Raw genomic sequence first — 24,619 nt, forward strand, 5'->3', positions numbered from 1 at the left:
TGCCTATCCGATCGCCAGCTGATGCCCTTACTGGCACTTGCCCTGCGCGTGAGGCCGCCAGCTGCACAAGCGGCGCGGACGGCCTTTGCGCCGACCGAATCTGACCCCATATTGCCGCCATGGCCAAAGCAGCACGTCCCGGCGGGTTCTCCGAGCGCTCCCAGCGCGCTTTCGAGCCCGCGCAATCCGCCACGCTCGATCCCGCCCTCGCCGAGAAGCTCGGCGTGGCGCCGACCTCGGGCGCCTCCGCCACCGTCGCCGCGCTGTCGGCGCTGATCGAGGGCGGCCGTCCGGAAGTGGACGGCCAGCTCTGGGCGCCGCATCGCCCGGCGCGGCCGGAGAAGTCCGAAGGCGGCGTGCGCTTCGTGCTGAAGTCCGACTACACGCCCAATGGCGACCAGCCGGAGGCGATCAAGGAACTGGTGGCGGCGGCCAATGAGGGCGAGCGCGACCAGGTGCTGCTCGGCGTCACCGGCTCGGGCAAGACCTTCACCATGGCCAATGTCATCGAGCGGGTGCAGCGCCCGGCGCTGATCCTGGCGCCGAACAAGACGCTGGCGGCGCAGCTTTATGGCGAGTTCAAGAGCTTCTTCCCCGACAATGCGGTGGAGTATTTCGTCTCCTATTACGACTACTACCAGCCCGAGGCCTATGTGCCGCGCACCGACACCTTCATCGAGAAGGAATCGTCGATCAACGAGCAGATCGACCGCATGCGCCACTCCGCCACGCGCTCGCTGCTGGAGCGTGACGATGTGATCATCGTCGCCTCGGTGTCCTGCATCTACGGCATCGGCTCGGTCGAGACCTATGCCTCGATGACCTTCAAGATCGAAGTGGGCGAGCGCATCGACCAGCGCCAGATGCTCGCTGATCTCGTGGCGCTGCAGTACAAGCGCACCCAGGGCGATTTCGGCCGCGGCACCTTCCGGGTGCGGGGCGACGTGATCGAGATTTTCCCGGCGCATTATGAGGATCGGGCCTGGCGCGTCTCGCTGTTCGGCGACGAGGTGGAGAGCATCCAGGAATTCGACCCGCTGACCGGGCAGAAGTCGCAGGACCTGAAATTCGTCAAGCTCTACGCCAATTCGCATTATGTGACGCCGCGCCCGACGCTGATCCAGGCGATCCAGGGCATCAAGGCCGAACTGAAGCACCGTCTCGACGAACTGCACGCCATGGGCCGTCTGCTGGAGGCGCAGCGGCTGGAACAGCGCTGTACTTTCGATATCGAGATGATGGAGGCGACGGGAAGCTGCGCCGGCATCGAGAACTATTCGCGCTGGCTCACCGGGCGGCTCCCCGGCGAGCCGCCGCCGACGCTGTTTGAGTACATCCCCGACAATGCGCTGATCTTCTGCGACGAGAGCCATGTCACGGTTCCGCAGATCGGCGCGATGTATCGCGGCGACTTTCGCCGCAAGGCGACGCTGGCGGAATATGGCTTCCGCCTGCCGAGCTGCATGGACAACCGGCCGCTGCGCTTCGAGGAATGGGAAGCGATGCGCCCGCAGACGGTGCATGTCTCCGCGACCCCCGGCAAATGGGAAATGGAGAAGACGGGCGGCGTCTTCGTCGAGCAGGTGATCCGCCCCACCGGGCTCGTCGACCCCGAGGTCGAAGTGCGCCCGGCCCGCACCCAGGTCGACGACCTGCTGGGCGAGGTGCGCGCCACGGCGGCGAAGGGCTACCGCACGCTGGTGACGGTGCTCACCAAGCGCATGGCCGAGGACCTGACCGAATATCTGCACGAGAACGGCATCCGCGTGCGCTACATGCATTCGGACATCGACACGATCGAACGCATCGAGATCCTGCGCGATTTGCGCCTCGGCGCCTTCGACGTGCTGATCGGCATCAACCTGCTGCGCGAAGGGCTCGACATTCCCGAATGCGGGCTGGTGGCGATCCTCGATGCCGACAAGGAAGGTTTCCTGCGCTCGGAGACCTCGCTGATCCAGACCATCGGCCGCGCCGCGCGCAATGTCGACGGGCGGGTGGTGCTCTATGCCGACAGCATCACCGGCTCGATGGAGCGGGCGATGGCGGAGACCGAGCGCCGCCGCACCAAGCAGGTGGCGTGGAATGTCGAGCACGGCATCACCCCCGAGAGCGTGAAGAAGGCGATCGGCGACATTCTCAACAGCGTCTATGAGCGCGACCATGTGACGGTGGATGCGGGCCTCGCCGAGGGCGCGAGCACCTATGGCAACAACCTCGCCACCGTGATCGCCGACCTGGAAAAGCGCATGCGCAAGGCGGCGGCCGATCTCGATTTCGAGCAGGCGGCGCGGCTGCGCGACGAGGTCAAGCGGCTGCAGGCGACCGAACTCGTGCTGTCGGACGATCCGCTGGCGCGGCAGGACAGCGTCGACGACCGCACCGGCGGCTATCGCGGCGAGCGCAAATATGGCCGCTCCGCCAACATGCCGGAGAAGAAACAGAAGGGTGGCGGCCGGGCCGGCACCGGGCGCTCCTCCCCGGGCCATGTCTCTTCCGGCGCGGAGGCGCGGGCGGACGAGGCGCAGGCGAGCTATGAGCCGGGCGAGCCGTCCATGTTCGCGCCGCGCGCGGCCTCCCGCATCGTCAAGCCGTCGCTCGACGATATGGGCCCCGGCACCGACCGGGTGGAGCCGCTGCGGGTGGAGGACTGGGTGCGTCCGGAGCGGCCGGACCCCATGACCAAGGGCTATCGCAAGGGCGGAAGGCGGGCGCCGAAGCGGTGAGGGCTGCGCTCTAGAGCACGTCCGGTGAAAACCGGTTCACCTGATGTGCTCTAGGTTTTTGTTTTTACGCATTTTCTTTACGCGAACCGGCACCCACTTCGCTCGAAAATGCTCTAGAGCCGCTTCTTCAGCCAGATGCAGGAATGGCCGGGCGGGTAGTCGTCGATCTGGCCGAAGCGCTGGTAGCCGTGCTTCTCGTAAAAGTCCGGCGCCTGGAAGCTGTAGGTTTCGAGATGGGCGCCGCTGCAGCCGCGTTCGCGGGCCTGCGCCTCGGCAATGTTCAGCAGGGCGCTGCCCACGCCGCTGCCGCGTGCCTCGGGTGACACCCACAGCCAGTCTATGTGCATCCAGCCGAAATAGGTGCGTGCCTTCAGGCCTGCCTTTGCGGTCCCTTCGTCGTCGCGGGCGATGACCCACAGCTCCGAGGCCTGCAGCGGGCCGGCCTTGCTTTCATTGAAGATGTCGAGGCCCTGGTCGATCAGGTCGCGTACCTGCGCACCAGGGTCGTCTTCCACGGCAATCTGCATAGGCACTCTCCTGCAACCCGCTGCCCGTGCCCGATGCAGGGGCTGGCGCTGCGTGTCTTTCGTGCCAAGAATAGCGCGCACCGCCAATGGGGCACGGGGGAAGACATGACCTTCACGCAGGCGATTTCGAGCGTTCTCGGTAAATACGCCACCTTTTCCGGACGCGCGCCGCGCTCGGAATATTGGTGGTTCGTCGTGTTCTCGATCTTGGCGAGCATCGCTGCCGGCGTCATCGACACCGCCCTCTTCGGCGCGTTCTCGCTGCTCACTTTCGGCGAAATCGATGCCTTCACGCCCATCAGCACGCTGGTCGGTCTCGGGCTGCTGATCCCCTCTATCGCCGTCGGCGTGCGTCGCTTCCACGACATGGATTACGCCGGCTGGTGGCTGCTGCTGATCATCACCGGCATCGGCGCCCTCGTCGTTTTCTTCTGGTTCATGGTGCGGGGCACGCGCGGGCCGAATCGCTTCGGGCCGGACCCTCTGGAGTTCTGACTCGCACGAAAAAGGGCGGCCCGAGGCCGCCCTTTCAACTGCTGAAAAAGATGACGTGCCGCTCAGCCCTGCTGGATGGCGCTGAGCTTCCACGCGCCGCGCGGCGGGCGGGCGAAGGTCCAGAATTCAACCGCCTGCTCAAGCCGGTCCGGGTCGCCCTGGACGACGCGGCCGGTGGCCTTGTCGAGAGTGACGTCCTTCAGCTCGTAGCGCATGGCGACGGTGGCGTATTCGGTGTCGCCTTCTGACCAGGCTTCCGACAGGTCGCCCTGTAGCAGCTTCACATCGGTGATGCGGTTCTCCAGCCCGTCGCGGGCCATCTCGTCGAGTTCCTCGCCCATGTAGCCGGCCATCTCAGGCGTAAGCAGGGCGGCGAGGGCAGGCTTGTCAGCGCGGCCATAGGCGGACTGAACCTCGGTGAGGGTGCGCTCAAAGGCGTCGAAATCCGAGCCTTCCAACTTGATCGGCTTGCCGCGCGGGGCAGTGCCGAAGCCCGCGCGGGGTGCCGCTGCACCGGCAGCGGTGCCCATGGAGCCGCCCCCCTGGGGAGCCGAACCCGCACCGTTCAGCGCGTCACGGTTGAGTGGGTCGGGACGGGCGCCGCCGGCATAGGAAGGCTGATTGCGCGAGCGCATCCAGCCCATCACCAGCCGCACGACGATGAAGATGAGGCCGATCTGCAGCAGCAGGCCGAGAATGCCGGACAGGCTACCGAGGCCGGAGAAGAAGCCCGAACCCATCAGCAGGCCGAAAATGCCGGCGCCGAGCAGGCCACCCATCAGCCCGCCCATGAAGCCGCCGCGCATGAAGCCGCCAGGCTGCGCGCCGGCGGCGCGGGCCGGGGAGGCGGACTGGGTCGGGGCCGCGGAGCGCTGCAGCGGCTGGGCGGTGGGGGCGGTTGGCGTCGGGGCAGGGGTCGACCAGCTGCGCGTGCCGCGACTGCCGAAGCTGCCGCTGCGGCCGGCGCGGGCCTCGGCGAAGTCGACGGCCACCAGAACGCCGGCGGCAACGAACAGGGCGCCAATGACAAGACGCAGGGCGACGGGACGCAGACGCAGGAATCGCAAGGGCTTGGCCTCTCTAGGACGGTTTTCGGGCGACAGATGCCGCAACGTCATCCATATGGGAAGAGCCGGCCCGGAATCCAGCCCCTTGCGCGTCAATCGGGGCGCGGAGTCGTGCCGACCGGGGGGGCGGGCCGGCACGAAACGGCGCTTTGCGCGCGGCACACAATCCCGTGAAGACGGGTGCGCAGCCGTGACGGTTTCACTGCGGGAGCTGCTGCATCGGCAAGCGGCGGAACGGCGCGCACTGCTGCGGCGTCGCCCCGGCTGCAGCCGCTGCGGCGTCAGAAGCCGAGCTGCGATTCGATGGCGGCGATGGAGCCGACCGGGACATTCGCCAGCTTCTTCTCGCGGGCATCGGTGGGACGCAGCGGCGAGAGGGCTCCGGTGTACGACGTCTTGGGCTGGGAGCCGGCGAGGGGGGCCTGAACCTCATTGCGGTTCATGACGGGGGGCATCTCGAATTCCTTCCTGATACGCTTACGCTGACTTTGACCAACGGCCTTTCGGCCGGCTTATTCATTCCCACGGCCTTTCGGCCGGCTTTTCCAAAAGGCACCGCCCGAGAACGACGCCCTGCATACTCACTTCTCTACAGCCTCAACCCTGAAGCTTTCCTGAGCATGGTGTTCATGCTGGCGGGGGATTCGTTCACAATCGCGGCGGCTCTGCGGCATTTCGTAAGAAACGTGGCCGCTGTGGCCCGGCGGCCTCACCTGATCCACTGACCGAGCGGTGGGCGGTATCCCTGTGGCGACAGGGCCGGCGCGGGGCGGGGACAGGGCCGGGGATAAGGCCACCCGCATGGGTGTCATCGACGGCATGCTAATTGCTAAGTTGGTCTACGCCTTAAGGAGTATCGCCATGTCCGTTGCCCTGACCATCTCGCTCTCCGATGCCGAGCCCGAAGCCGATGGCGAGCTCGATCTTTCCCTGCGCGAGGACATCCGGATGCTCGGCAGGGTGCTGGGCGACACGCTGCGCGACCAGGAAGGCGAGGCGATCTATGAGCTGGTGGAGCATATACGCCGCGTCTCCACCCGCTTTCACCGCGAGGAAGACGAGGGCGCCCGGCACGAGCTGGAGGCCATTCTGAGCGATCTCGGGCCGGACCAGACGATCTCCATCGTCCGCGCCTTCTCCTATTTCTCGCACCTTGCCAACATCGCCGAGGACCAGAACGTCATCCGCCGCATGCGCGCGGCGGCGGCGAATGGGCGGGCCGCCGGCCCGGCGACGGTGGCGCGGGCGCTGGAGCGGGCCCGCGAGGCGGGTATTTCCACCGCCGATCTGCGCGCTTTCTTTACCACCGCGCTGGCGAGCCCGGTGTTGACCGCGCATCCCACCGAGGTGCGCCGCCGCTCCACCCTGACCCATGAAATGAAGGTGGCGGAGCTGCTCGCCGACCGCGCCCGCCGCGACCCGACGCCGGAAGAGCTGGAACTGGCGACCGCCGAGCTGCGCCGGCGGGTGCTGATGCTCTGGCAGACCAATCTGCTGCGGCGAACCAAGCTGACCGTGCTGGACGAGGTGGCGAACGGCCTCGCCTATTACGACTACACCTTCCTGCGCCAGTTGCCCTCGCTCTATGCGGCGCTGGAGGACCGGCTGGCTGATATGGAGGGGCTGGAGGGCGAGGCGCCGGAAATCGCCTCCTTCGTGCGGATGGGCAGCTGGATCGGTGGGGATCGCGACGGCAACCCCTTCGTCACCGCCGAGGTGACGCGCGAGACCATGCGGATGCAAAGCGCGCAGGCGGTGCGCTTCTATCTCGAAGAACTGGACAGCCTTGGCGCCGAGCTTTCCATCAGCACCATCCGGGTGAGCGTGTCGAGCGACCTGCTGGCGCTGGTGGACGCCTCGCCCGATCTTTCGCCACACCGGCGGGGCGAGCCCTACCGGCTCGCCGTCACCTGCATCGCCTCGCGCCTGCGCGCCACCGCCTTCCGGCTGGAGATTGCCGACCTTCTAGGCATTACCCAGATGCCGGCCGCCCGGCCCTATGGCTCGGCCGCCGAGCTGCGGGCCGATCTCGATATCATCGATGCTTCGCTCAAGGCGCATAAGTCAGGCGTCATCGCCGGCGGCAAGCTGCGGGCGCTGCGGCGGGCGGTGGATGCGTTCGGCTTCCACCTCGCCGTGCTGGATTCGCGGCAGAATTCCGACGTGCACGAGCGCTGCGTCGCCGAACTGTTCGAGATCGCCGCGCCGGGCACGCACTACACCGCGCTGCCCGAGGGCACACGCGTCGCCCTGCTGCTGCGCGAGCTGACCACCGCCCGGCCGCTGACCTCCCCCTTCGCCGCCTATTCCGACGAGACGGTGGGCGAACTCGCCATGCTGCGCACCTGCGCCCGCATCCACCAGATCTACGGGAAGGAGGCGATCCAGACCTGCATCATTTCCAAGGCCGAGAGCGTCTCTGACATGCTGGAGCTGGCGCTGCTGCTGAAGGAGGTCGGCCTCGTCGATCCCGCCGGCGCGGCGGCGGTGAATATCGTGCCGCTGTTCGAGACCATCGGCGACCTGCGCAACGCCGCCAAGGTGATGGAGCAGATGTTCCGCCTGCCGGAATACCGCAAGCTGGTTGACAGCCGGGGCAGCGTGCAGGAAGTGATGCTCGGCTATTCCGACAGCAACAAGGATGGCGGCTTCCTCACCTCCGGCTGGGAACTCTACAAGGCCGAGATCGAGCTGATCGAGGTGTTCAAGCGCCATGGCGTGCGGCTGCGCCTGTTCCACGGCCGCGGCGGCTCGGTCGGGCGCGGCGGCGGGCCGAGCTATGACGCCATTCTCGCCCAGCCGGGCGGGGCGGTGCAGGGGCAGATCCGCATTACCGAGCAGGGCGAGATCATCTCGTCGAAATATTCCAACCCGGCGGTGGGGCGCGGCAACCTCGAAATCCTCGCCGCCGCGACGCTGGAGGCGACGCTGCTTTCCGGCGACGCCATGGCGCCGCGCGCGGAATATCTCACCGTGATGGAGGCGCTGTCCGATGCGGCCTTCGCCGCCTATCGGGCGCTGGTCTATGAGACCCCGCGCTTCGAGGATTATTTCTGGGAATCCACCGTCATCAACGAAATCGCGACGCTGAACATCGGCTCGCGTCCGGCCTCGCGCAAGAAGACGCGGCGGATCGAGGATCTGCGCGCCATTCCCTGGGTGTTCTCCTGGGCGCAGTGCCGGCTGATGCTGCCGGGCTGGTACGGCTTCGGCACGGCGGTGCGGGCCTGGCTGGAGGCCAATCCCGACGGGCTGCCGCTGCTGCAGGAAATGTACCGGGAATGGCCGTTCTTCCGCACCCAGCTTTCCAACATGGACATGGTGCTCTCCAAGAGCTCCATCGCCATCGCCTCGCGCTATGCCGCGCTGGTGGAGGATACGGAGCTGCGCGAGAGCATTTTCGGCCGCATCCGCGCCGAGCACCACGACTCCATCGAGGCGCTGCTGACGATTTCCCAACAGCCGGCGCTGCTGGCCTCAAACCCGCTGCTTGAGCGCTCGATCCGCGCCCGCTTCCCCTATATCGACCCGCTCAACCATGTGCAGGTCGGCCTGCTGCGGAAATACCGCGCCAGCGACACCGACGAGAAGGTGCTGCAGGGCATCCAGCTCACCATTAACGGCATTTCCGCCGGTCTGCGGAACTCGGGGTAACTCATCATGGCGTTTGCCTGCACCATACCGGCCGTGCCCACCCAGCTGGCGGACGATGCGCGCGTGCGCATCACCCGCTGGGATTTCGCGCCCGGCGCCACCACGGGCTGGCACGAGCACGCGATGGACTATGCCATCGTCTTCATCACCGAGGGGCTGATGGAGATCGACATCGACGGCGCGGTGACGCAGGTCGCCATGGCGGCCGGCGCCGCCTATTCCCGTCCCGCCGGCATCCGCCACGATGTGCGCAATGCCGGCGCCGCGCCGATGAGCTTTGTCGAGGTGGAGATGAAATAGGCGCGGGTGGCGCCCGCGCGTTGGCGGGTTTATCGCCGCTCGCCTTCGTCTATGCTGGCGTGACGTGCCCTCTCTCGTTCCGATCCGCCATGTACACGCCCCCGGCCTTCCGCGAAGACGACCCCGTTCTCCTGCGCCAGATCATGCGCGAGGCGCGGCTGGCGACGCTCGTCACCGCCACCAGCGAGGGATTGATAGCGACGCCGCTGCCCCTGTTTCTCGACGAGAGCGAAGGCGAGCATGGCGTGCTCTATGGCCATCTCGCCCGGGCGAACCCGCAGTGGAAGACGCCGCCGACAGGGGAGGCGCTGGTGCTGTTCTCCGGCGCCGACGCCTATATCACGCCGAGCTGGTACGCGGCGAAGGCCGAGCACGGCAAGGTGGTGCCGACCTGGAACTATGAGGCGGTGCACGCCTATGGAGCGGTGGAATTCTTCGACGACCCGGCGCGCCTGCGCGCGGCAGTGACGCGACTTACCGCGCTCTATGAGCAGCCGCGCGCCGAGCCCTGGGCGGTGGATGACGCGCCGGAGGCCTTTGTCGCGGCGCAGCTGCGGGGCATTGTCGGCGTGCGGCTGCCGATTGCCCGCATCGAGGGCAAGCGCAAGCTGAGCCAGAACCGTTCCGAAGCCGACCGCCAGGGCGTCGCTGCCGGGCTGGCGCAGAGCACGCGCCCGAGCGACCAGCGTGTGGCCGCGATGATCCCCACCCGGCGGGAGTAGGCGTGAAGCGCCGGCGGGGTCAATTCCCCGCGATCGGCGGCACCGTCTCCGGCGGCAGGTTGGGCGGCACGCGGGCGAGGCGGAAGGCGGCTTTGATGAGGGCGGCATTGTCCTGCGCCTCGCTGCCATCGGGCAGATGCTTGCCGTCCTCCAGCCCGATGCGGCCATCGAGCCCGCGCATCAGCGCGTCCTGGTAGAGCGGCCAGACGCTGGCATCCAGCCCGTGTTGCAGCACCGGGACATCGAGGCTGGCGCGGGCCAGCACCTTGCGGATGGCGGCGGCGACGGCGAGCCCTTCCTCGATATCCTGCTCGTTGATCTCGATCAGGATGCGCAGGCACTGCTTGGCGTCGGGCAGTGCGGTGAAACGCTCGGCATCGGCCACCGACCACAGCCCCGCCTCCACGCCAATGCCGCGCGACAGAGCGAGGGCGATCACCTCTGGCGCGTCGTCCTCGATCAAATTGACCGACACATAATCCGGCAGCACCTGCCACGCCTTCATCGCCTTGAGCCGGCCCGTCCCGCCCGGGGCGATGCCGGCATGGGTGGAGAGGCCGATGGGCACGCCGGGCACACGGGCGCGGATCGCCTCGATGGCGTCGGCGACATGGGCGGCCTCCAGCGTCTCCGTGCCGGAGGGATCGCGCGGGTGCAGATGCAGTTCACTGGCCCCGGCAGCGATCACCGCCGCCGCATCCGCCGCCAGGCGTGCGGGCGTGAGAGGGGTGTAGGCATGGAAGGCGCTGTCGCGCGATCCGTTGAGGCAGGCTTGCAGCATTGCGGTCTCCCTTTTCCTTGCCTCTTCAACCCGCCAGAAAGCCCTTTCGTTTCAGGCGTTGTACGGAGCGCTCCAGCGCCTGCAGAAATTCCGAGCGGTCGCGGGGCGAGAAGGGGCGGGGGCCGCGTGTGATCTCGCCCGCTTCGCGCAGATCCGCCATCAAATTGCGGGTCGCCAGCTGCATGCCGATGGAGGCGGCGGTGAAGGGCTTTCCCGTGGGGCCGATGGCCTCGGCCCCCTTCGCCACTACCCGCGCCGCCAGCGGCACATCGGCGGTGATGACGAGGTCGCCCTCTTCCACCCGCTCGACGATCCAGTCATCGGCGACATCCGGTCCGGCGGCGACGACGACGCGCTCCACCTCGGCCTCGCGCGGCACCGCGATCCAGGAATTGGCGACGAGGAACACCTTGATCCGGTGGCGGGCGGCGACGCGATAGGTCTCGTCCTTCACCGGACAGGCGTCGGCGTCGATATAGATGAGGATCGGCTTCGGCAAAGTAATCCTGGAGGTAAGGGGCTGATGCCCAAGAAAGAAGGGCTGCCCGCGAGGACAGCCCTTCCCATGTCAGACCGCGGTCCGGTCCGGTAACTGCCTAAAGGGGCAGTGCGACGTATCGCATCACGCGGAACGGGCCTCGCAAGAGGCAAGCGTCCAGGTCACGGATACCGACGACCGCGGATCAAGACGATCAGACACTGGATCACCTCCTTTCGATTGTTGAAGACAACTGGAGCTTAGACCGATTCGTCGAAAGGTCACGCGCTTGTTGCGGTGCGATGGCGAAATCCGCTGTTCACTTCGCGTTACGGCGCGCAATCTTGAGTGCGCGTGCACAGGAAAGGGACGAGATGAGGCGAGGCGGCTGGTTGTTCGCGCTGGTGCTGGCGGCAACGCCGCTGCAGGCCCAGCAATTCTCCGACGGCCACGCGCCGGAAGCGGCGAGCGCGCTGGCCACCGGCCAGAAGACCGCCGCCGGCCGGGACTGGATGGTAACGGCGGCCAACCCGCTGGCGGCGGAAGCCGGCGTGGCGATGCTGCGCGCGGGCGGCAACGCCATCGACGCCATGGTCGCGGTGCAGCTCGTGCTGGGACTGGTGGAGCCGCAATCCTCCGGTCTCGGCGGTGGGGCTTTCCTGGTCTATTGGGACGCCGCCGCCGGCACGCTCACCACCTTTGACGGGCGCGAGACGGCGCCGCGCGCGGCGACGCCAACCCTGTTCCAGAATGCGCAGGGCGAGCCGCTCGCCTTCATGGAAGCGGTGATCGGCGGGCGCTCGGTCGGCACGCCCGGCACGCCGGCGCTGCTGGAGACGGTGCACAAACGCTATGGCCGGCTCGGCTGGGACGCGCCGTTCGCCCCCGCGCTGGAGCTGGCGGAGAACGGTTTCGCCGTCTCTCCCCGCCTGGCCGGGCTGATCGCCAGCGACGTGGCGACGCTGGCGCGCGACCCGGCGACACGGGCCTATTTCCTCGACCCGGCCGGTGCGCCGCTGGCCGAGGGCACGCGGCTGAAGAACCCGGCCTATGCCAACACGCTCCGGGCGCTGCGGGAGAAGGGGGCGGGCGCGTTCTATGAGGGGGCGCTGGCGCAGGGAATCGTTGCGGCGGTGCGCGGTTCGGCCAATCCGGGCGGGCTGTCGCTGGATGATCTGCGCGACTACGCGGTGAAGGAGCGCCCTCCCGTGTGCGGCGCCTATCGCGGCCTCAATGTCTGCGGCATGGGGCCGCCGAGTTCCGGCGCGCTCACCTTGGGCCAGATTCTGGGCCTGCTGGAGCCCTATGACCTCAAGGCGCTCGGCCCCGCTTCCCCCGAGGCGTGGCGGCTGATCGCCGACGCCTCGCGCCTCGCCTTCGCCGATCGCGAGCGCTACATCGCCGATACCGATTTCGTGCCGGTACCGACAAAGGGGCTGCTGGCGCCCGATTATCTCGGTGCGCGGGCGAAGCTGCTGGCGGGCGATGATGCGCTGCCCGAGGTGGTGGCGGGCATGCCGAGATGGGATCACGCGATGGCTCCCCCGGCGCGGGCGGATGGCGCGGCGCCGGAACTGCCCTCCACCACCCAGATCACCATCGTTGATGACGATGGCAATGTGGTTTCCATGACCTCCACCATTGAGGCAGGCTTCGGGTCGCGGCTGATGGTGGGCGGCTTCCTGCTCAATAATGAGCTGACCGACTTCTCCTTCCGCTCGCACCGGGACGGTGTGCCGGTGGCCAACCGGGTGGAACCGGGCAAGCGCCCGCGCTCCTCGATGGCGCCGACCATCGTGCTGAAGGATGGGCGCCCGGTGCTGGCGCTCGGCTCGCCCGGCGGCAGCCAGATCATCGGCTATGTCGCCAAGACGCTGATCGCCCATCTCGACTGGGGAATGAGCCTGCGCGACGCCATCGCCGCGCCAAATGTTCTCGCGCGCTTCGACGCGGTGGAGATCGAGGCGGGAACGACGGCGGAAGCGCTGGCGCCGGGGTTGAGCGAACTGGGCTTCACCGTGAAGACCGGGCCGATGACCTCGGGCGTGCAGGCGGTGGCGATCACGCCGCAAGGGCTCGTCGGCGCCGCCGATCCGCGCCGCGAGGGCGTGGCGATCGGGGAGTGAGGGGCGCGCGTCGCGACGGCATCCTTCGAGGCTCGCCTGCGGCTCGCACCTCAGGATGACGTTGCTCGGAAAGCGTTCCGGATCGCGCCTTTGGCGCGTCCGGGATGACGGCGGTTCGGGTGGGGTGACAGCCTCACCTCAGTGGCTGATCATCCATGGCCGGGCGGAGGGGAAGCTCTTGGCGCCGCTGGCGGCAGTGGCGGTCTTGGATTTCCTGGTCCGGCTCTTCATGCCGCCGGAGCAGCAGGAGCAGCTCGACGGGTGCTTCTTCGCCGCGTATTCGCCCGTGGTCATCGGCGCGTGGCTTGCCCGCTCATTGGTGGCGTGGGCTTGGAGGCTGTCGCGCGACATGCCGGAGAAATGCGGTGCCGTCAGCATCACGCGCGGGGCCATCGCGCCACAATCCGGGCAGGGCTGGGGCGCCTGATACTCGCTCATCGGCCGCATGGCGGTGAAATCGCCGCAGCTTTCGCATTCATATTCATAGACGGGCATGAGCGTGTCCTTCACTCGGCATGGCGTTCGGGCGGGCCTTTGCTGCGGCCTTATCGTGCCCCTTGGGCGTTTCCTCGAAGGCAAGGGCAATGCCAGGCATGGCCCCGGAATCGTAGAGAAGGGCGGGGCGACGCATTGCGTCGCCCCGCATGCACCGGACTAAGAGGGGGTCAAAGGTCCGGTGAAAGCGGCATGTCGATCGAGCCGTCGATGAACTTGGTCGGGCCGGCGGCGGTCGGGTTGATGTCGAAGTCGAAGATCTCGGTCGGCAGCCACAGCGTGGCGCAGGCGTTCGGGATGTCGACCACGCCCGAGATATGGCCCTGCACCGGCGCGGTGCCGAGGATCGAATAGGCCTGGGCGCCGGAATAGCCGAACTTCTTCAGGTACTCGATGGCGTTGAGGCAGGCCTGGCGATAGGCGATGTGCACGTCGAGATAGTGCTGGCCGCCATATTCATCGACCGAGATGCCCTCGAAGATCAGGTAGTCCTTATAGTTCGGCGTCACCGGCGAGGGCTTGAAGATCGGGTTCTTGATCCCGTACTTGGCCATGCCGCCCTTCAGCACCTCGACCTTGAGGTGCACCCAGCCGGCCATTTCGATGGCGCCGCAGAAGGTGATCTCGCCGTCGCCCTGGCTGAAATGCAGGTCGCCCATGGAGAGGCCGCCGCCTTCGACATAGACCGGGAAATAGATCTTGGAGCCGCGCGACAGGTCCTTGATGTCGCAATTGCCGCCATGTTCGCGCGGGGGAACGGTGCGCGCGCCGGTGGCGGCGGCGGCGGCCCGCGCGTCGCCGGTCAGCCGGCCCATATGGGCGGTGGCGGCGAAGGGCGGGACGGCGAGGGCAGGAACGCGGGTCGGGTTGGTGTCGATCAGCGCCTGCTCGCGGGTGTTCCAGGTCTCCAGCAGCTTCGGGTCGGGCAGGCAGCCGATCAGGCCGGGATGGATCAGCCCGGCGAAGTTCACGCCGGGGACGTGGCGCGAGGAGGTGTACATGCCCTTGAAGTCCCAGATCGACTTCTGGGCCAGCGGGAAGTGGTCGGTCAGGAAGCCGCCGCCATTCTTCTTGGAGAAGAAGCCGTTGAAGCCCCACTGGCTGTCCGGCATGGCGCCGATGTCCAGCAGGTCGACGACCAGAAGGTCGCCCGGCTCGGCACCCTTGACACCGATGGGGCCGGAGAGGAAGTGCACGATCGACAGGTCGATGTCGCGCACATCGTCGGCGGAGTCGTTGTTCTTGATGAAGCCGCCGGTCCAGTCATAGGTCTCGACGATGAAATCGTCGCCCGGCTTCACCCAGGCCACCATCGGAATGTCCGGGTGCCAGCGGTTGTGAACCATGTCGTTGTCATAGGCCGACTGGTTCAGGTCAACTTTGATAAGCGTCTCGGTCATGCGTCTCTCTCCCCGGGAACGAACTGGAAATTTGGGCAGGCTGGGAACGGCGGTCTGGCGGGGGCTCAGACCGAAAGGAATCGGGCGACCTTGGCCTCGTCGATGTCGGCGCGATTGTCCTCGTGGACGATCTCGCCATTCTCGATGACGAGCACCCGGTCGGCGATCTCGAGGGCGAAGGACAGCACCTGCTCGGACACCACGATCGACAGGCCGCGCTCGTCGCGGATGCGCTTCAGCGTGCGGGCCATTTCGCGGATGATCGAGGGCTGGATGCCCTCGGTCGGCTCGTCGAGCAGCAGCACCTTGGGCGCGGTGGCGAGCGCGCGGGCGATGGCGAGCTGCTGCTGCTGGCCGCCGGAGAGGTTGCCGCCGCGCCGGCCCTTCATTTCGAGAAGGACGGGGAACAGCTCGTAGATATCGGGCGGCACCTTGCTCTCGCCGCGCGGGATGAGGCCGGTCTCGATGTTCTCCTGCACCGTCATGGTGGAGAAGATCATGCGGCCCTGCGGCACATAGGCGACGCCGTTCTTGACGCGCTCATAGCTCTTGAAGCGGGTGATGTCGGTGGCGCCGACGCTCACCGTGCCGCTCTTGGTCGGCACGATGCCCATGAGCGACTTCATGAGCGTGGTTTTGCCCATGCCGTTGCGGCCCATGATGGCGATGATCTCGTTCGGCGCCACCTTGAAGTCGAGGCCGTGCAGGACCTCGCTCTCGCCATAGGAGACGTGCAGCCTGGATACGTTCAGCATGATCCGCCCCTCAATGGCCGAGATAGACTTCGATGACCTTCGGGTCCGCCTGGACCTTGGCCATCGAGCCTTCCGAGAGAATCTTGCCCTGGTGCAGAACCGTCACCTTGTGGGCGATGTCCTCGACGAACTTCATGTCGTGCTCGATCACGATCACCGAGCGGTTCTTGATGATGGTGTTGAGCAGTTCGGCGGTCTTCTTGCGCTCGGAAACGCTCATGCCGGCCACCGGCTCGTCGAGCATCAAAAGCTCCGGGTCCTGGATCAGCAGCATGCCGATCTCCAGCCACTGCTTCTGGCCGTGCGAGAGATATTCGGCGCGCTGGTCGAGCTGGTCGGCGAGGAAGATGGTCTCGGCGATCTCCTGCACCCGCTCCTTCACCGCCCGGTCGCGCCGGAAGGTTAGTGCCCCCGGCACTGAGCGGCCCTTGGGATAGGAGATCTCAAGGTTCTCGAAGACGGTGAGGTCCTCGTAGATCGAGGGGTTCTGGAACTTGCGCCCCACCCCGGCGCGCACGATCTCGTGCTCCTTCATCTTGGTCAGCTCGCGGTCCTTGAAGCGGATCGAGCCGGTGGTCGCCTTGGTACGGCCGCAGATGAGATCGAGCACCGTGGTCTTGCCGGCGCCGTTGGGGCCGATGATGACGCGGATCTCGTTCTCATCGACATAGAAGGAGAGGTCGTTGACCGCCTTGAAGCCGTCGAAGGAGACGGTGAGGCCTTCCACCGCAAGGACGAAATCCTTGTTCATGGTGTCGGTGATGACAGCGGTGTGCATGGCTCGCGCTCCTATTCGGCGGCGGCGGGGGCGGCCGACCCGGAGGGCGGCGGGGCGGGCGGCGTCGCGGGAGGGCTGGCCCGGCGCGCGGCGGTGCCGCCGAAGAGCGGGCCGAGGCGCGGGGCGATATAGGTCTGCCAAAGGCCGGCAATGCCGTTCGGGAAGATCAGCACCACGGCGATGAACAGGCCGCCGAGGCCGAACAGCCACAGTTCCGGGAAGCTCTCGGAGAAGGAGGTCTTGGCCCAGTTCACCAGGAGCGTGCCGTAGATGGCGCCGAGGATGGACAGCCGGCCGCCGACCGCGGCGTAGATCACCATCTCGATCGAGGGCACGATGCCGACGAAGGAGGGCGACATGAAGCCGACCTGCAGGGTGAACATCGCCCCGCCAATGGCCGAGAGCGAGGCGGCGAGGCAGAAGACGAACACCTTGAAATTGGCGACGTCATAGCCGGAGAAGCGCACGCGGTCCTCCTTGTCGCGCATGGCGACGAGGATGCGTCCGAGCTTCGAGGACTTCACGAAATAGGCGATCAGGATGCAGGCGATGAGCAGGGCGACGCAGACGAAGTAGAGGATCGTCTTGGCGCTGTCGGTGCGGATGTCCCAGCCGTTCAGCGTGCGCAGATCGGTGATGCCGTTAATGCCGCCGGTATAGCCCTGCTGGCCGATGATCAGGATGGTCATGATCGCGGCGAGTGCCTGGGTGATGATGGCGAAGTACACGCCGCCCACCCGCCGCTTGAACATCGCGAAGCCGACGATGAAGGCGAACAGCGCCGGCACCAGGATCACCGCGATGAGGGTGAGGGTGAGGCTGTTGAAGGGCTGCCACATATAGGGCAGCTCGGTGATCTGGTTCCAGTCCATGAAGTCCGGAATGCCCGGCGTCGTCTGGATCTTGGTGGCCTCGACGCTGGAGGATTCCAGCTTGAGGAACATCGCCATGCAGTACCCGCCAAGGCCGAAGAACACGCCCTGGCCGAGCGAGAGAATGCCGGCATAGCCCCAGCACAGCACCAGGCCGAGCGCGACGAAGGCGTAGGTGAGGTATTTGCCAACGAATTGCAGGCGGAAATTGTCCAGCGTCAGCGGCAGGATGACGATCAGCAGGAAGGCAAGGACGGCGATCCCGATCATGTCCTGCGGGCGCAGGAAGAAGGTGCGGTCGGACTTGAGCATGTGCGCCTCCTCAGCGACGGACCTTGATGACGAACAGGCCCTGCGGCCGCAGCATCAGGATGATGACCACGCCGAGCAGCGTGAGGACCTTGGCCATCGAACCGGAGAGGAAGAACTCCATGGTCGACTGGGCCTGCGAGATGGTGAAGGCGGAGGCGATGGTGCCGAGCAGGCTCTGTGCGCCGCCGAAAACGACGACCAGGAAGGTGTCGACGATGTAGAGCTGGCCGGAGGTGGGGCCGGTCGAGCCGATCATGGTGAAGGCCGACCCGGCGACGCCGGCAATGCCGCAGCCGAGGCCGAAGGTGTAGCGGTCGACCTTCTCGGTATCGATGCCGACGGCGCCGGCCATGACGCGGTTCTGCACCACGGCGCGCACCTGCTTGCCCCAGGCCGACTTGTACATGAGCAGGGCGACAGCCACGGTGATGACGATGGTGAGGCCCATGACGAACAGGCCGTTGATCTGCACCTCGATCGTGTCGGTGACGGAGATCGAACCCATCATCCAGCTCGGCAGCTCGACGCCGACCTCGCGCGGGCCGAAGACCGAGCGGTAGAGCTGCTGAAGAATGAGGCTGAGGCCCCAGGTGGCGAGCAGCGTGTCGAGCGGGCGTTTGTAGAGCCGGCGGATCATCAGCCATTCCACCGCCATGCCGAGCGCGCCGGCGGCGAAGAAGGCCAGTATCATCGCGAGGAAGAAGTAGGCGCCGAACAAGCCGGGAAGGTAGTTCAGGAAAAATTGCGAGGTGAAATAGGTGACATAGGCGCCGAGAATCATGAACTCGCCATGCGCCATGTTGATGACGCCCATCTGGCCGAAGATGATGGCCAGGCCGAGGGCCATGAGGACGAAAACCGAGAACAGGATGAGGCCTGCGAAGCCCTGCATCACGAAAATCGAGCCAAGCTCGGCCAGCGAATAGTCAGCGAACATTCAAGGTTCCCCCGGCGTGCGCGCAGGTGCGCGGTCTTGCGTCAACGGCAAAGAGCCCCGGAGAGGGCGCGGGGCCCTCTCCGGGTGGGAGTGTCAGGCGATCACTGGTAGCCCTTCGGGAACGGGTCGGGCTCGATCAGGTCCGGGGTCTCGTAGACCACCTTGAACTGGCCATCGGGCAGAGCGAGGCCGATGCGGGCCTTCGACCAGAGATGGTGGTTGTCATGGATCTTGACGTAGCCTTCCGGCGCCTTGTTGAACTCGATGCCGGCCGAGGCGGCGGCGATCTTGTCGATGTCGAAGGAGCCGGCCTTCTCGACGGTCATTTTCCACAGCCACGGGCCGAGATAGGCGGCCTGGGTGACGTCGCCGATCACGGTCTTCTCGCCCCACATCTTCTTGAAGGCGGCGACGAATTCCTTGTTGTTCGGGTTGTCGAGCGACTGGAAGTACTTCATCGAGCTGTAGGCGCCGGCGATGTTCTCGCCGCCGATGCCGTCGATCTCGTCCTCGGTGACCGAGATGGTCAGTAGGGTCTGCTTGTTGAGGTCGATGCCGGCCGCCTTCAGCTGCTTGTAGAAGGCGACGTTGGAGCCGCCGACGACGGCGGCATAGATCACGTCGGGCTTCTTCAGCTTGATCTTGTTGATGACCGAGTTGAACTGGGTGTGGCCGAGCGGGAAATACTCCTCGCCGACGACGGACGAGTCCTTCAGATGGCCCTCAATGTGCTTGCGGGCGATCTTCATCGAGGTGCGCGGCCAGATATAGTCCGAGCCGATGAGGTAGAAGGTCTTGCCGTTCTTGGTCTTGGCGACCCAGTCGAGGCCGGCGAGGATCTGCTGGGTGGCTTCCTGGCCGGTGTAGATGACGTTCTTAGACTGCTCCAGGCCTTCATAGAAGGTGGGGTAGTAGAGCATGCCGTTATACTGCTCGACCACCGGCAGCACCGCCTTGCGGGACGCCGAGGTCCAGCAGCCCATGATGGCGGCGACCTTGTCGTTGACGAGGAGCTTCTTGGCCTTCTCGGCGAAAGTCGGCCAGTCGGAGGCGCCGTCTTCCTGGATGAACTTGATCTTGCGGCCGAGCACGCCGCCCATGGCGTTGATCTGGTCGATCGCCAGCTTCTCGGCCTGCACCGAGCCGGTCTCGGAGATGGCCATGGTGCCGGTCACGGAGTGCAGAATGCCGACAGTGACTTCCGTATCGGTAACGGCAAGGCCGGTGGTGTTCACCGCCGAGGTGGCGGGCGCCTGGGCCATGGCGGGCGTGGAAAAAAGGCCGGCGGACGCAAGAAGAGGCACCGCCGGGAGCGCCGCAATTCCCATCAAGAGCTTGCGCCGCGTCGTTGAAAACTTGTTCGATTGATCGTTTTGCGAAGACATACGATTCCCCTCCACGGGTTTGACGTGGCCTCAACAAGCTTCTCATGCGCTTGCATTGGCTGGATCGTGGCGGCCGATGTCGCGATGCAGCAATACGTCGATTGACGTATAGGGGAACCGTCTCCGCTCCCGCACAGTGGAGCCGAACATGGGAATGTGTGTCCTGCCGCGAAGATGATGGCGCGCGGCACGTGATATTTTTCGCGCGCGCGCGAGAACAAATGGCTAGTAGATAAGCATAATTGTTCGAAATTCAGCCTTGTTATTGGGCAGTTAGGGCGCTCTTTTTTGATTGGCGGTAGTTTGATGCGTGCCGGTGCTCCGCCATGACTTTATTCTGTCGGTGTCGCGCGAGTGGAATGATTTATGCTTGGCTGTCCGGGGCAGTTCTCGTAACGGGCCGGAACTGACGTGGTGCAAAAACACGACATGCCCTGGGGAGGGTGAGCGCGGAAGAATGTCTGGCGTTGGCACGGCGAGGCAGAACCCCATGGCGGCGGAGCAGAAGATCGTTCGCGTTCGGCGCCGCTATAATCAGTGGGTCGTCAACGAGACGTTGGAGGACTACGCGCTCCGCTTCACCGCCAAGAGCGCGCGCCGGTGGTCGGCGCTGCGCGTGGCCAACACCGCGCTCGGCGCCGTATCGTTCCTGGCGCTGGAGGCGATCGGCGGGGCGATCACGCTCGCCTATGGCTTCCCCAACGCGGTGGCGGCGATCCTTGTGGTCTGCGTCGTCATCTTCGCCGCCGGCCTGCCGATCAGCTATTATGCCGCCAAGTTCGGCGTCGACATCGACCTGCTGACCCGCGGCGCCGGCTTCGGCTATATCGGCTCGACGCTCACCTCGCTGATCTACGCCTCCTTCACCTATCTTTTCTTCGCCATCGAGGCGGCGATCATGGCGCTGGCGCTGGAGATGTGCTTCGGCGTGCCGCTGATGGTGGGCTATTTCATCAGCGCGCTGGTGGTGATCCCGCTAGTGACGCATGGCATCACCTTCATCAGCCGTTTCCAGCTCTGGACCCAGCCGGTTTGGCTGGTGCTGAACATCATTCCCTTCATTTTCATCTTCGCGCTCTATGACGCGCCGCTGACCGGCTGGACCTCCTATACCGGCCGCTTCGGCGCCCCGGATGGCTCGTTCGACCTGGTGCTGTTCGGCACCGCGACCACGGTGGTGTTCGCGCTGATCGCGCAGATCGGCGAGCAGGTGGATTTTCTCCGCTTCCTGCCACGCCGGGCGCCCGGCCGCACCGAGACAAGGCGCAACGTGCTGTGGTGGGTGGCGCTGCTGAGCGCCGGGCCGGGCTGGATCATCCCCGGCGGCATCAAGATGCTGGCGGGCTCGTTCCTGGCCTATTTCGCCCTCACCCAGGGCATCCCCTTCCTGCACGCCGCCGAGCCGACCCAGATGTATCTGGTGGCGTTCAGGACGGTGTTCTCGCCCGAGCTGGCGCTGGCCTTCACCGGCCTGTTCGTCATCCTGGCCCAGCTCAAGATCAATGTGACCAACGCCTATGCCGGCTCGATCGCCTGGTCGAACTTCTTCTCCCGCCTGACCCACAGCCATCCCGGCCGGGTGGTGTGGCTGGTGTTCAACGTCACCATCGCGCTGATGCTGATGGCGCTCGGCATTTACAAGGTGCTGGAGCAGATCCTCGGGCTGTACTCCATCGTCGCGGTGGCCTGGGTGGCGGCTCTGGTGGCCGACCTCGTGGTCAACAAGCCGATGGGCTGGAGCCCGCCGGGCATCGAGTTCAAGCGGGCGCATCTCTACGACATCAACCCGGTGGGCGTCGGCGCGCTGCTGGCCGGCACGCTGATCGGCGTGATCGCCTTTGCCGGCTTTTTTGGTCCGACGCTGAAAGTGTTCGCGCCGTTCCTGGCGCTGGTGGTGTCCTTCGTCGCGGCGGCCGGCATCGCCTATGCCACCGGCGGGCGCTACTACATCGCGCGGCGCACGGCGAAGAACTGGGAAGCCCGTCACACGCTCAAATGCTGCATTTGCGAGCACAAGTTCGAGCCGGAGGACATGGCGCACTGCCCGGTCTATGCCGGCCCGATCTGCTCGCTGTGCTGCTCGCTGGATGCGCGCTGCAACGACCGCTGCAAGGAGGATGCCCGCTTTCCCGAGCAGATTCTGGGCGCGCTGCGCGCCACTCTGCCGGGCTGGATGGTGGCGCAGCTCAATTCCCGGCTCGGCCATTATATCGGCGTCATGTCGCTGCTGGCGATCGTCATCGGCGGCATATTGGGCGTCATCTATTTCCAGTCGACCTTCGCTCCGCCCGACCAGACCGAGACGGTCGGCAATGTGCTGTTCACGCTCTATTTCATCCTGCTGATCATCGCCGGCGTCGCCGCCTGGCTGTTCGTGCTGGCGCAGGAAAGCCGGCGCGTGGCGCAGGAGGAGAGCAACCGCCAGACCGCGCTGCTGATGCGCGAAATCGAGGCGCACAAGCGCACCGACGCCAAGCTGCAGAAGGCCAAGGAAGCCGCCGAGGCCGCCAACCTCGCCAAGAGTCGCTACGTGGTAGGCATCAGCCACGAACTGCGCACCCCGCTCAACGCCATTCTCGGCTATGCCCAGCTGCTGGAGCGCGATGTCGCCATTCCCCCGCACCGGCGCGATGCCATCCGCGTGGTGCGCCGCTCTGCCGAGCATTTGTCCGGCCTGATCGACGGGCTGCTTGATATCTCGAAGATCGAGGCCGGCCGGCTCTATCTCACCCGTGACGAGGTGCGGATCGGCGAATTCCTCGACCAGCTGGTCGACATGTTCCGGTTGCAGGCCACCGCCAAGGGGATCGATTTCGTCTATGTCCGGCCCGACCGGCTGCCCGGAACCGTCTTCACCGACGAGAAGCGGCTGCGGCAGATCCTCATCAACCTGCTCTCCAACGCCATCAAGTTCACCGAGCGGGGCCGGGTGGCGCTGCGCGTGTCCTATCGCAACCAGGTGGCGGAGTTCGAGATCGAGGATAGCGGCATCGGCATTCCCGCCGCCGACCACAAGCGCATCTTCGAGCCGTTCGAGCGCGGGGAGCGCGCCGGCACCTATTCCACCGCCGGTATCGGCCTCGGGCTGACCATTACCAAGCTGCTCACCGAGATCATGGGCGGGGAAATCTCGCTGAAATCGGTGCCGGGGGAGGGCAGCGTCTTCCGCGTCAAGATGATGCTGTCGGAAGTGACCAACCCCTCGCGCCTCGGCCCGATCCAGCACCGGCACATCGCCGGCTATACCGGCCCGCGCCGCACCGTGCTGGTGGCTGATGACGATGTCGCCCATCGCGACCTGATGCACGAATTGCTGGTGCCGCTCGGCTTCACCGTGCTCGCCGCCACGGACGGCGTGCAGGCGCTCGACATGGTGCGCGAATGGGAGCCGGACATGCTGCTGCTCGACATCGCCATGCCCGGCCTCAACGGCTGGGAGGTGGTGCGTCAGCTCAGGGATGAGGGCTTCGGGCGCCTGCGCATCATCATGATCTCAGCCAATGCCGGGGAAATTCTCGGCGACGGCCTCGCCCAGAATGACGACCATCTGGTCAAGCCGGTGCATCTGCGCACGCTGCTGGAGAAGATGGCGGCGCTGCTGGACCTCGAATGGGTGGGCGACGGCGAACTCGCCGCTCTGGCCGCCGGCGAGGCGAGTAAGCCCGGCGAATTGCGGGCGCCGGCGGGCGTGCATCTCGACGACCTGATGAAGCTGGGGGAGATCGGCTATGTGCGCGGCATCCAGGCCAAGCTCAAGGAGATTGAAGGCGCCTCGCCCGACCACCGGGCCTTTGTCGCCCACATGCGCGACCTGATGGACACGTTCGACCTCAAACAATACATGGCCGTGCTGGAGGCGTTGCGCAGCAATGATGCATAGCGTGGAACGCCGAGACATCGTTCTGGTGGTGGACGATTCGCCCGAAACCCTCAGTCTCCTCACCGATGCGCTGGAGGCGGCGGGCGCCACCGTGCTGGTGGCGACCGAGGGCGCCAATGCGCTGGCGCTGGTCGAGCGCATCACCCCCGACGTGGTGCTGATGGACGCGGTGATGCCGGGCATGGACGGCTTCGAGACCTGCCGCCGGCTCAAGCGCAACAAAGCGGTGGCGCATGTGCCCGTCATCTTCATGACCGGGCTTTCCGAGACCGAGCAGATCGTGAAGGGGCTGGAGGCGGGCGGGGTCGACTATGTCACCAAGCCGATTTCGCCGGACGAACTGATCGCCCGCATCCGCGTGCATCTGGCCAATGCCCGCCAGACCCACAGCGCCCGCGCCGCGCTGGACGCCGCCGGGCGCTATCTGCTCTCCGCCAACCGGGCGGGGAGGGTGCTGTGGAGTACGCCTCAGGCCACGGCGCTGCTGACCGCCCTCAGCGTTTCGCCCCCCGGCGACAGCTTCACCCTGCCGGAGGTGGTGCGGCGCTGGCTGGAAGGACGCAAGGTGGAGGGGGCCGCCATCGAACCGGAGGCGATCGAGGTGGTGCTGGAGGGCTCGGCCCGCCGGCTGAAGCTGTCCTATGTCGGGCAGATCGGCCCGGAGGAATTGCTTCTGCGCATCGTCGAGGATTCCGGCATTCCGCCCGAGCAGGTGCTGAAGACCAAGCTGGGCCTCACCTTGCGCGAATCCGAGGTGCTGGTCTGGCTGGCGCGCGGCAAGGCCAACCGCGATATCGGCGAGATTCTCGGCCTGTCGCCGCGCACGGTGAACAAGCATCTGGAACAGATCTACGCCAAGATTGGCGTGGAGAACCGGGCGGCGGCGACCGCGCTGGCGGTGACGGCGCTGACGCCGCGCTGATCGGTGC

The 24,619-nt window shown here is 66.2% G+C and carries 20 protein-coding genes; 8 read left to right on the forward strand and 12 right to left on the reverse strand.

Features of this window, described 5'->3' with window-relative positions; all coding sequences use genetic code 11:
* Positions 1 to 119: 119 nt before the first annotated feature.
* Positions 120 to 2,726, forward strand: a complete 2,607-nt coding sequence (uvrB, locus tag J2S76_RS13840; protein WP_307061074.1) for an excinuclease ABC subunit UvrB — start codon at positions 120 to 122, stop codon at positions 2,724 to 2,726.
* Between the two features lie 113 nt (positions 2,727 to 2,839).
* Here the strand turns inward: uvrB and J2S76_RS13845 are convergent, their stop codons facing one another.
* Complete coding sequence (locus J2S76_RS13845) at positions 2,840 to 3,253, reverse strand: GNAT family N-acetyltransferase (protein WP_307061075.1); 414 nt, start codon at positions 3,251 to 3,253, stop codon at positions 2,840 to 2,842.
* Between the two features lie 33 nt (positions 3,254 to 3,286).
* Here J2S76_RS13845 and J2S76_RS13850 point away from each other — a divergent pair, with 33 nt between their 5' ends.
* Positions 3,287 to 3,748 (forward strand): DUF805 domain-containing protein, encoded by a 462-nt coding sequence (locus J2S76_RS13850; RefSeq protein ID WP_307061077.1) that lies wholly within the window; start codon positions 3,287 to 3,289, stop codon positions 3,746 to 3,748.
* Between the two features lie 62 nt (positions 3,749 to 3,810).
* Here the strand turns inward: J2S76_RS13850 and J2S76_RS13855 are convergent, their stop codons facing one another.
* Together J2S76_RS13855 and J2S76_RS13860 are read right to left on the reverse strand one after the other, a co-directional pair.
* Positions 3,811 to 4,815, reverse strand: a complete 1,005-nt coding sequence (locus J2S76_RS13855; protein WP_307061079.1) for a Tim44 domain-containing protein — start codon at positions 4,813 to 4,815, stop codon at positions 3,811 to 3,813.
* Positions 4,816 to 5,096: 281 nt separating this feature from the next.
* Positions 5,097 to 5,270, reverse strand: a complete 174-nt coding sequence (locus J2S76_RS13860; RefSeq protein ID WP_307061081.1) for a hypothetical protein — start codon at positions 5,268 to 5,270, stop codon at positions 5,097 to 5,099.
* Positions 5,271 to 5,676: 406 nt separating this feature from the next.
* Between J2S76_RS13860 and ppc the strand changes: the two genes are divergently transcribed.
* The 3 genes from ppc (at position 5,677) to J2S76_RS13875 (ending at position 9,491) form a co-directional block, all read left to right on the forward strand.
* The gene (ppc, locus tag J2S76_RS13865; RefSeq protein ID WP_307061084.1) at positions 5,677 to 8,469 is read left to right on the forward strand and encodes a phosphoenolpyruvate carboxylase; all 2,793 of its coding nucleotides are present in this window, start codon (positions 5,677 to 5,679) and stop codon (positions 8,467 to 8,469) included.
* A gap of 6 nt (positions 8,470 to 8,475) precedes the next feature.
* Positions 8,476 to 8,769, forward strand: a complete 294-nt coding sequence (locus J2S76_RS13870; RefSeq protein WP_307061086.1) for a cupin domain-containing protein — start codon at positions 8,476 to 8,478, stop codon at positions 8,767 to 8,769.
* Positions 8,770 to 8,858: 89 nt separating this feature from the next.
* Positions 8,859 to 9,491, forward strand: a complete 633-nt coding sequence (locus tag J2S76_RS13875; RefSeq protein WP_307061088.1) for an FMN-binding negative transcriptional regulator — start codon at positions 8,859 to 8,861, stop codon at positions 9,489 to 9,491.
* Positions 9,492 to 9,510: 19 nt separating this feature from the next.
* Here the strand turns inward: J2S76_RS13875 and J2S76_RS13880 are convergent, their stop codons facing one another.
* Together J2S76_RS13880 and J2S76_RS13885 are read right to left on the reverse strand one after the other, a co-directional pair.
* Positions 9,511 to 10,272 (reverse strand): 3-keto-5-aminohexanoate cleavage protein, encoded by a 762-nt coding sequence (locus tag J2S76_RS13880; protein ID WP_307061090.1) that lies wholly within the window; start codon positions 10,270 to 10,272, stop codon positions 9,511 to 9,513.
* Between the two features lie 25 nt (positions 10,273 to 10,297).
* Positions 10,298 to 10,771 (reverse strand): YaiI/YqxD family protein, encoded by a 474-nt coding sequence (locus J2S76_RS13885; protein WP_307061092.1) that lies wholly within the window; start codon positions 10,769 to 10,771, stop codon positions 10,298 to 10,300.
* Between the two features lie 353 nt (positions 10,772 to 11,124).
* On the opposite strand from J2S76_RS13885, the gene ggt reads away from it, so the two are divergent.
* Entirely contained in the window at positions 11,125 to 12,876 is a 1,752-nt protein-coding gene (ggt, locus tag J2S76_RS13890; RefSeq protein ID WP_307061094.1) for a gamma-glutamyltransferase, read from the forward strand.
* Positions 12,877 to 13,014: 138 nt separating this feature from the next.
* Here ggt and J2S76_RS13895 read toward each other — a convergent pair whose 3' ends face one another.
* The 7 genes from J2S76_RS13895 to urtA all read right to left on the reverse strand — a co-directional run bounded on the left by J2S76_RS13895 (position 13,015) and on the right by urtA (position 19,810).
* Positions 13,015 to 13,371 carry an FmdB family zinc ribbon protein gene (locus J2S76_RS13895; protein ID WP_307061096.1) on the reverse strand — a complete coding sequence of 119 codons (357 nt, stop codon included), beginning with the start codon at positions 13,369 to 13,371 and terminating at the stop codon, positions 13,015 to 13,017.
* Between the two features lie 170 nt (positions 13,372 to 13,541).
* Entirely contained in the window at positions 13,542 to 14,771 is a 1,230-nt protein-coding gene (gene fmdA / locus J2S76_RS13900) for a formamidase (protein ID WP_018387097.1), read from the reverse strand.
* 65 nt (positions 14,772 to 14,836) lie between these two features.
* A complete protein-coding gene (gene urtE / locus J2S76_RS13905) occupies positions 14,837 to 15,526 on the reverse strand; it encodes an urea ABC transporter ATP-binding subunit UrtE (protein ID WP_307061099.1) in 690 nt (229 codons plus the stop codon).
* 10 nt (positions 15,527 to 15,536) lie between these two features.
* Positions 15,537 to 16,304: an urea ABC transporter ATP-binding protein UrtD gene (urtD, locus tag J2S76_RS13910; protein ID WP_307061101.1), complete on the reverse strand. Its 768-nt coding sequence runs from the start codon at positions 16,302 to 16,304 to the stop codon at positions 15,537 to 15,539.
* 11 nt (positions 16,305 to 16,315) lie between these two features.
* The gene (gene urtC / locus J2S76_RS13915; protein WP_307061103.1) at positions 16,316 to 17,488 is read right to left on the reverse strand and encodes an urea ABC transporter permease subunit UrtC; all 1,173 of its coding nucleotides are present in this window, start codon (positions 17,486 to 17,488) and stop codon (positions 16,316 to 16,318) included.
* A gap of 10 nt (positions 17,489 to 17,498) precedes the next feature.
* Positions 17,499 to 18,425: an urea ABC transporter permease subunit UrtB gene (urtB, locus tag J2S76_RS13920; RefSeq protein WP_307061105.1), complete on the reverse strand. Its 927-nt coding sequence runs from the start codon at positions 18,423 to 18,425 to the stop codon at positions 17,499 to 17,501.
* 101 nt (positions 18,426 to 18,526) lie between these two features.
* A complete protein-coding gene (urtA, locus tag J2S76_RS13925) occupies positions 18,527 to 19,810 on the reverse strand; it encodes an urea ABC transporter substrate-binding protein (RefSeq protein ID WP_307061107.1) in 1,284 nt (427 codons plus the stop codon).
* Between the two features lie 490 nt (positions 19,811 to 20,300).
* Between urtA and J2S76_RS13930 the strand changes: the two genes are divergently transcribed.
* Both J2S76_RS13930 and J2S76_RS13935 read left to right on the forward strand, forming a co-directional pair.
* The gene (locus J2S76_RS13930) at positions 20,301 to 23,690 is read left to right on the forward strand and encodes a hybrid sensor histidine kinase/response regulator (RefSeq protein WP_307061171.1); all 3,390 of its coding nucleotides are present in this window, start codon (positions 20,301 to 20,303) and stop codon (positions 23,688 to 23,690) included.
* Complete coding sequence (locus J2S76_RS13935) at positions 23,680 to 24,612, forward strand: response regulator transcription factor (protein ID WP_307061109.1); 933 nt, start codon at positions 23,680 to 23,682, stop codon at positions 24,610 to 24,612. Before J2S76_RS13930 ends, J2S76_RS13935 begins: the two co-directional genes overlap by 11 nt.
* Positions 24,613 to 24,619 lie beyond the last annotated feature (7 nt).

The sequence above is a fragment of the Ancylobacter vacuolatus genome, assembly GCF_030813595.1.
Taxonomy (GTDB): Bacteria; Pseudomonadota; Alphaproteobacteria; order Rhizobiales; family Xanthobacteraceae; genus Ancylobacter; species Ancylobacter vacuolatus.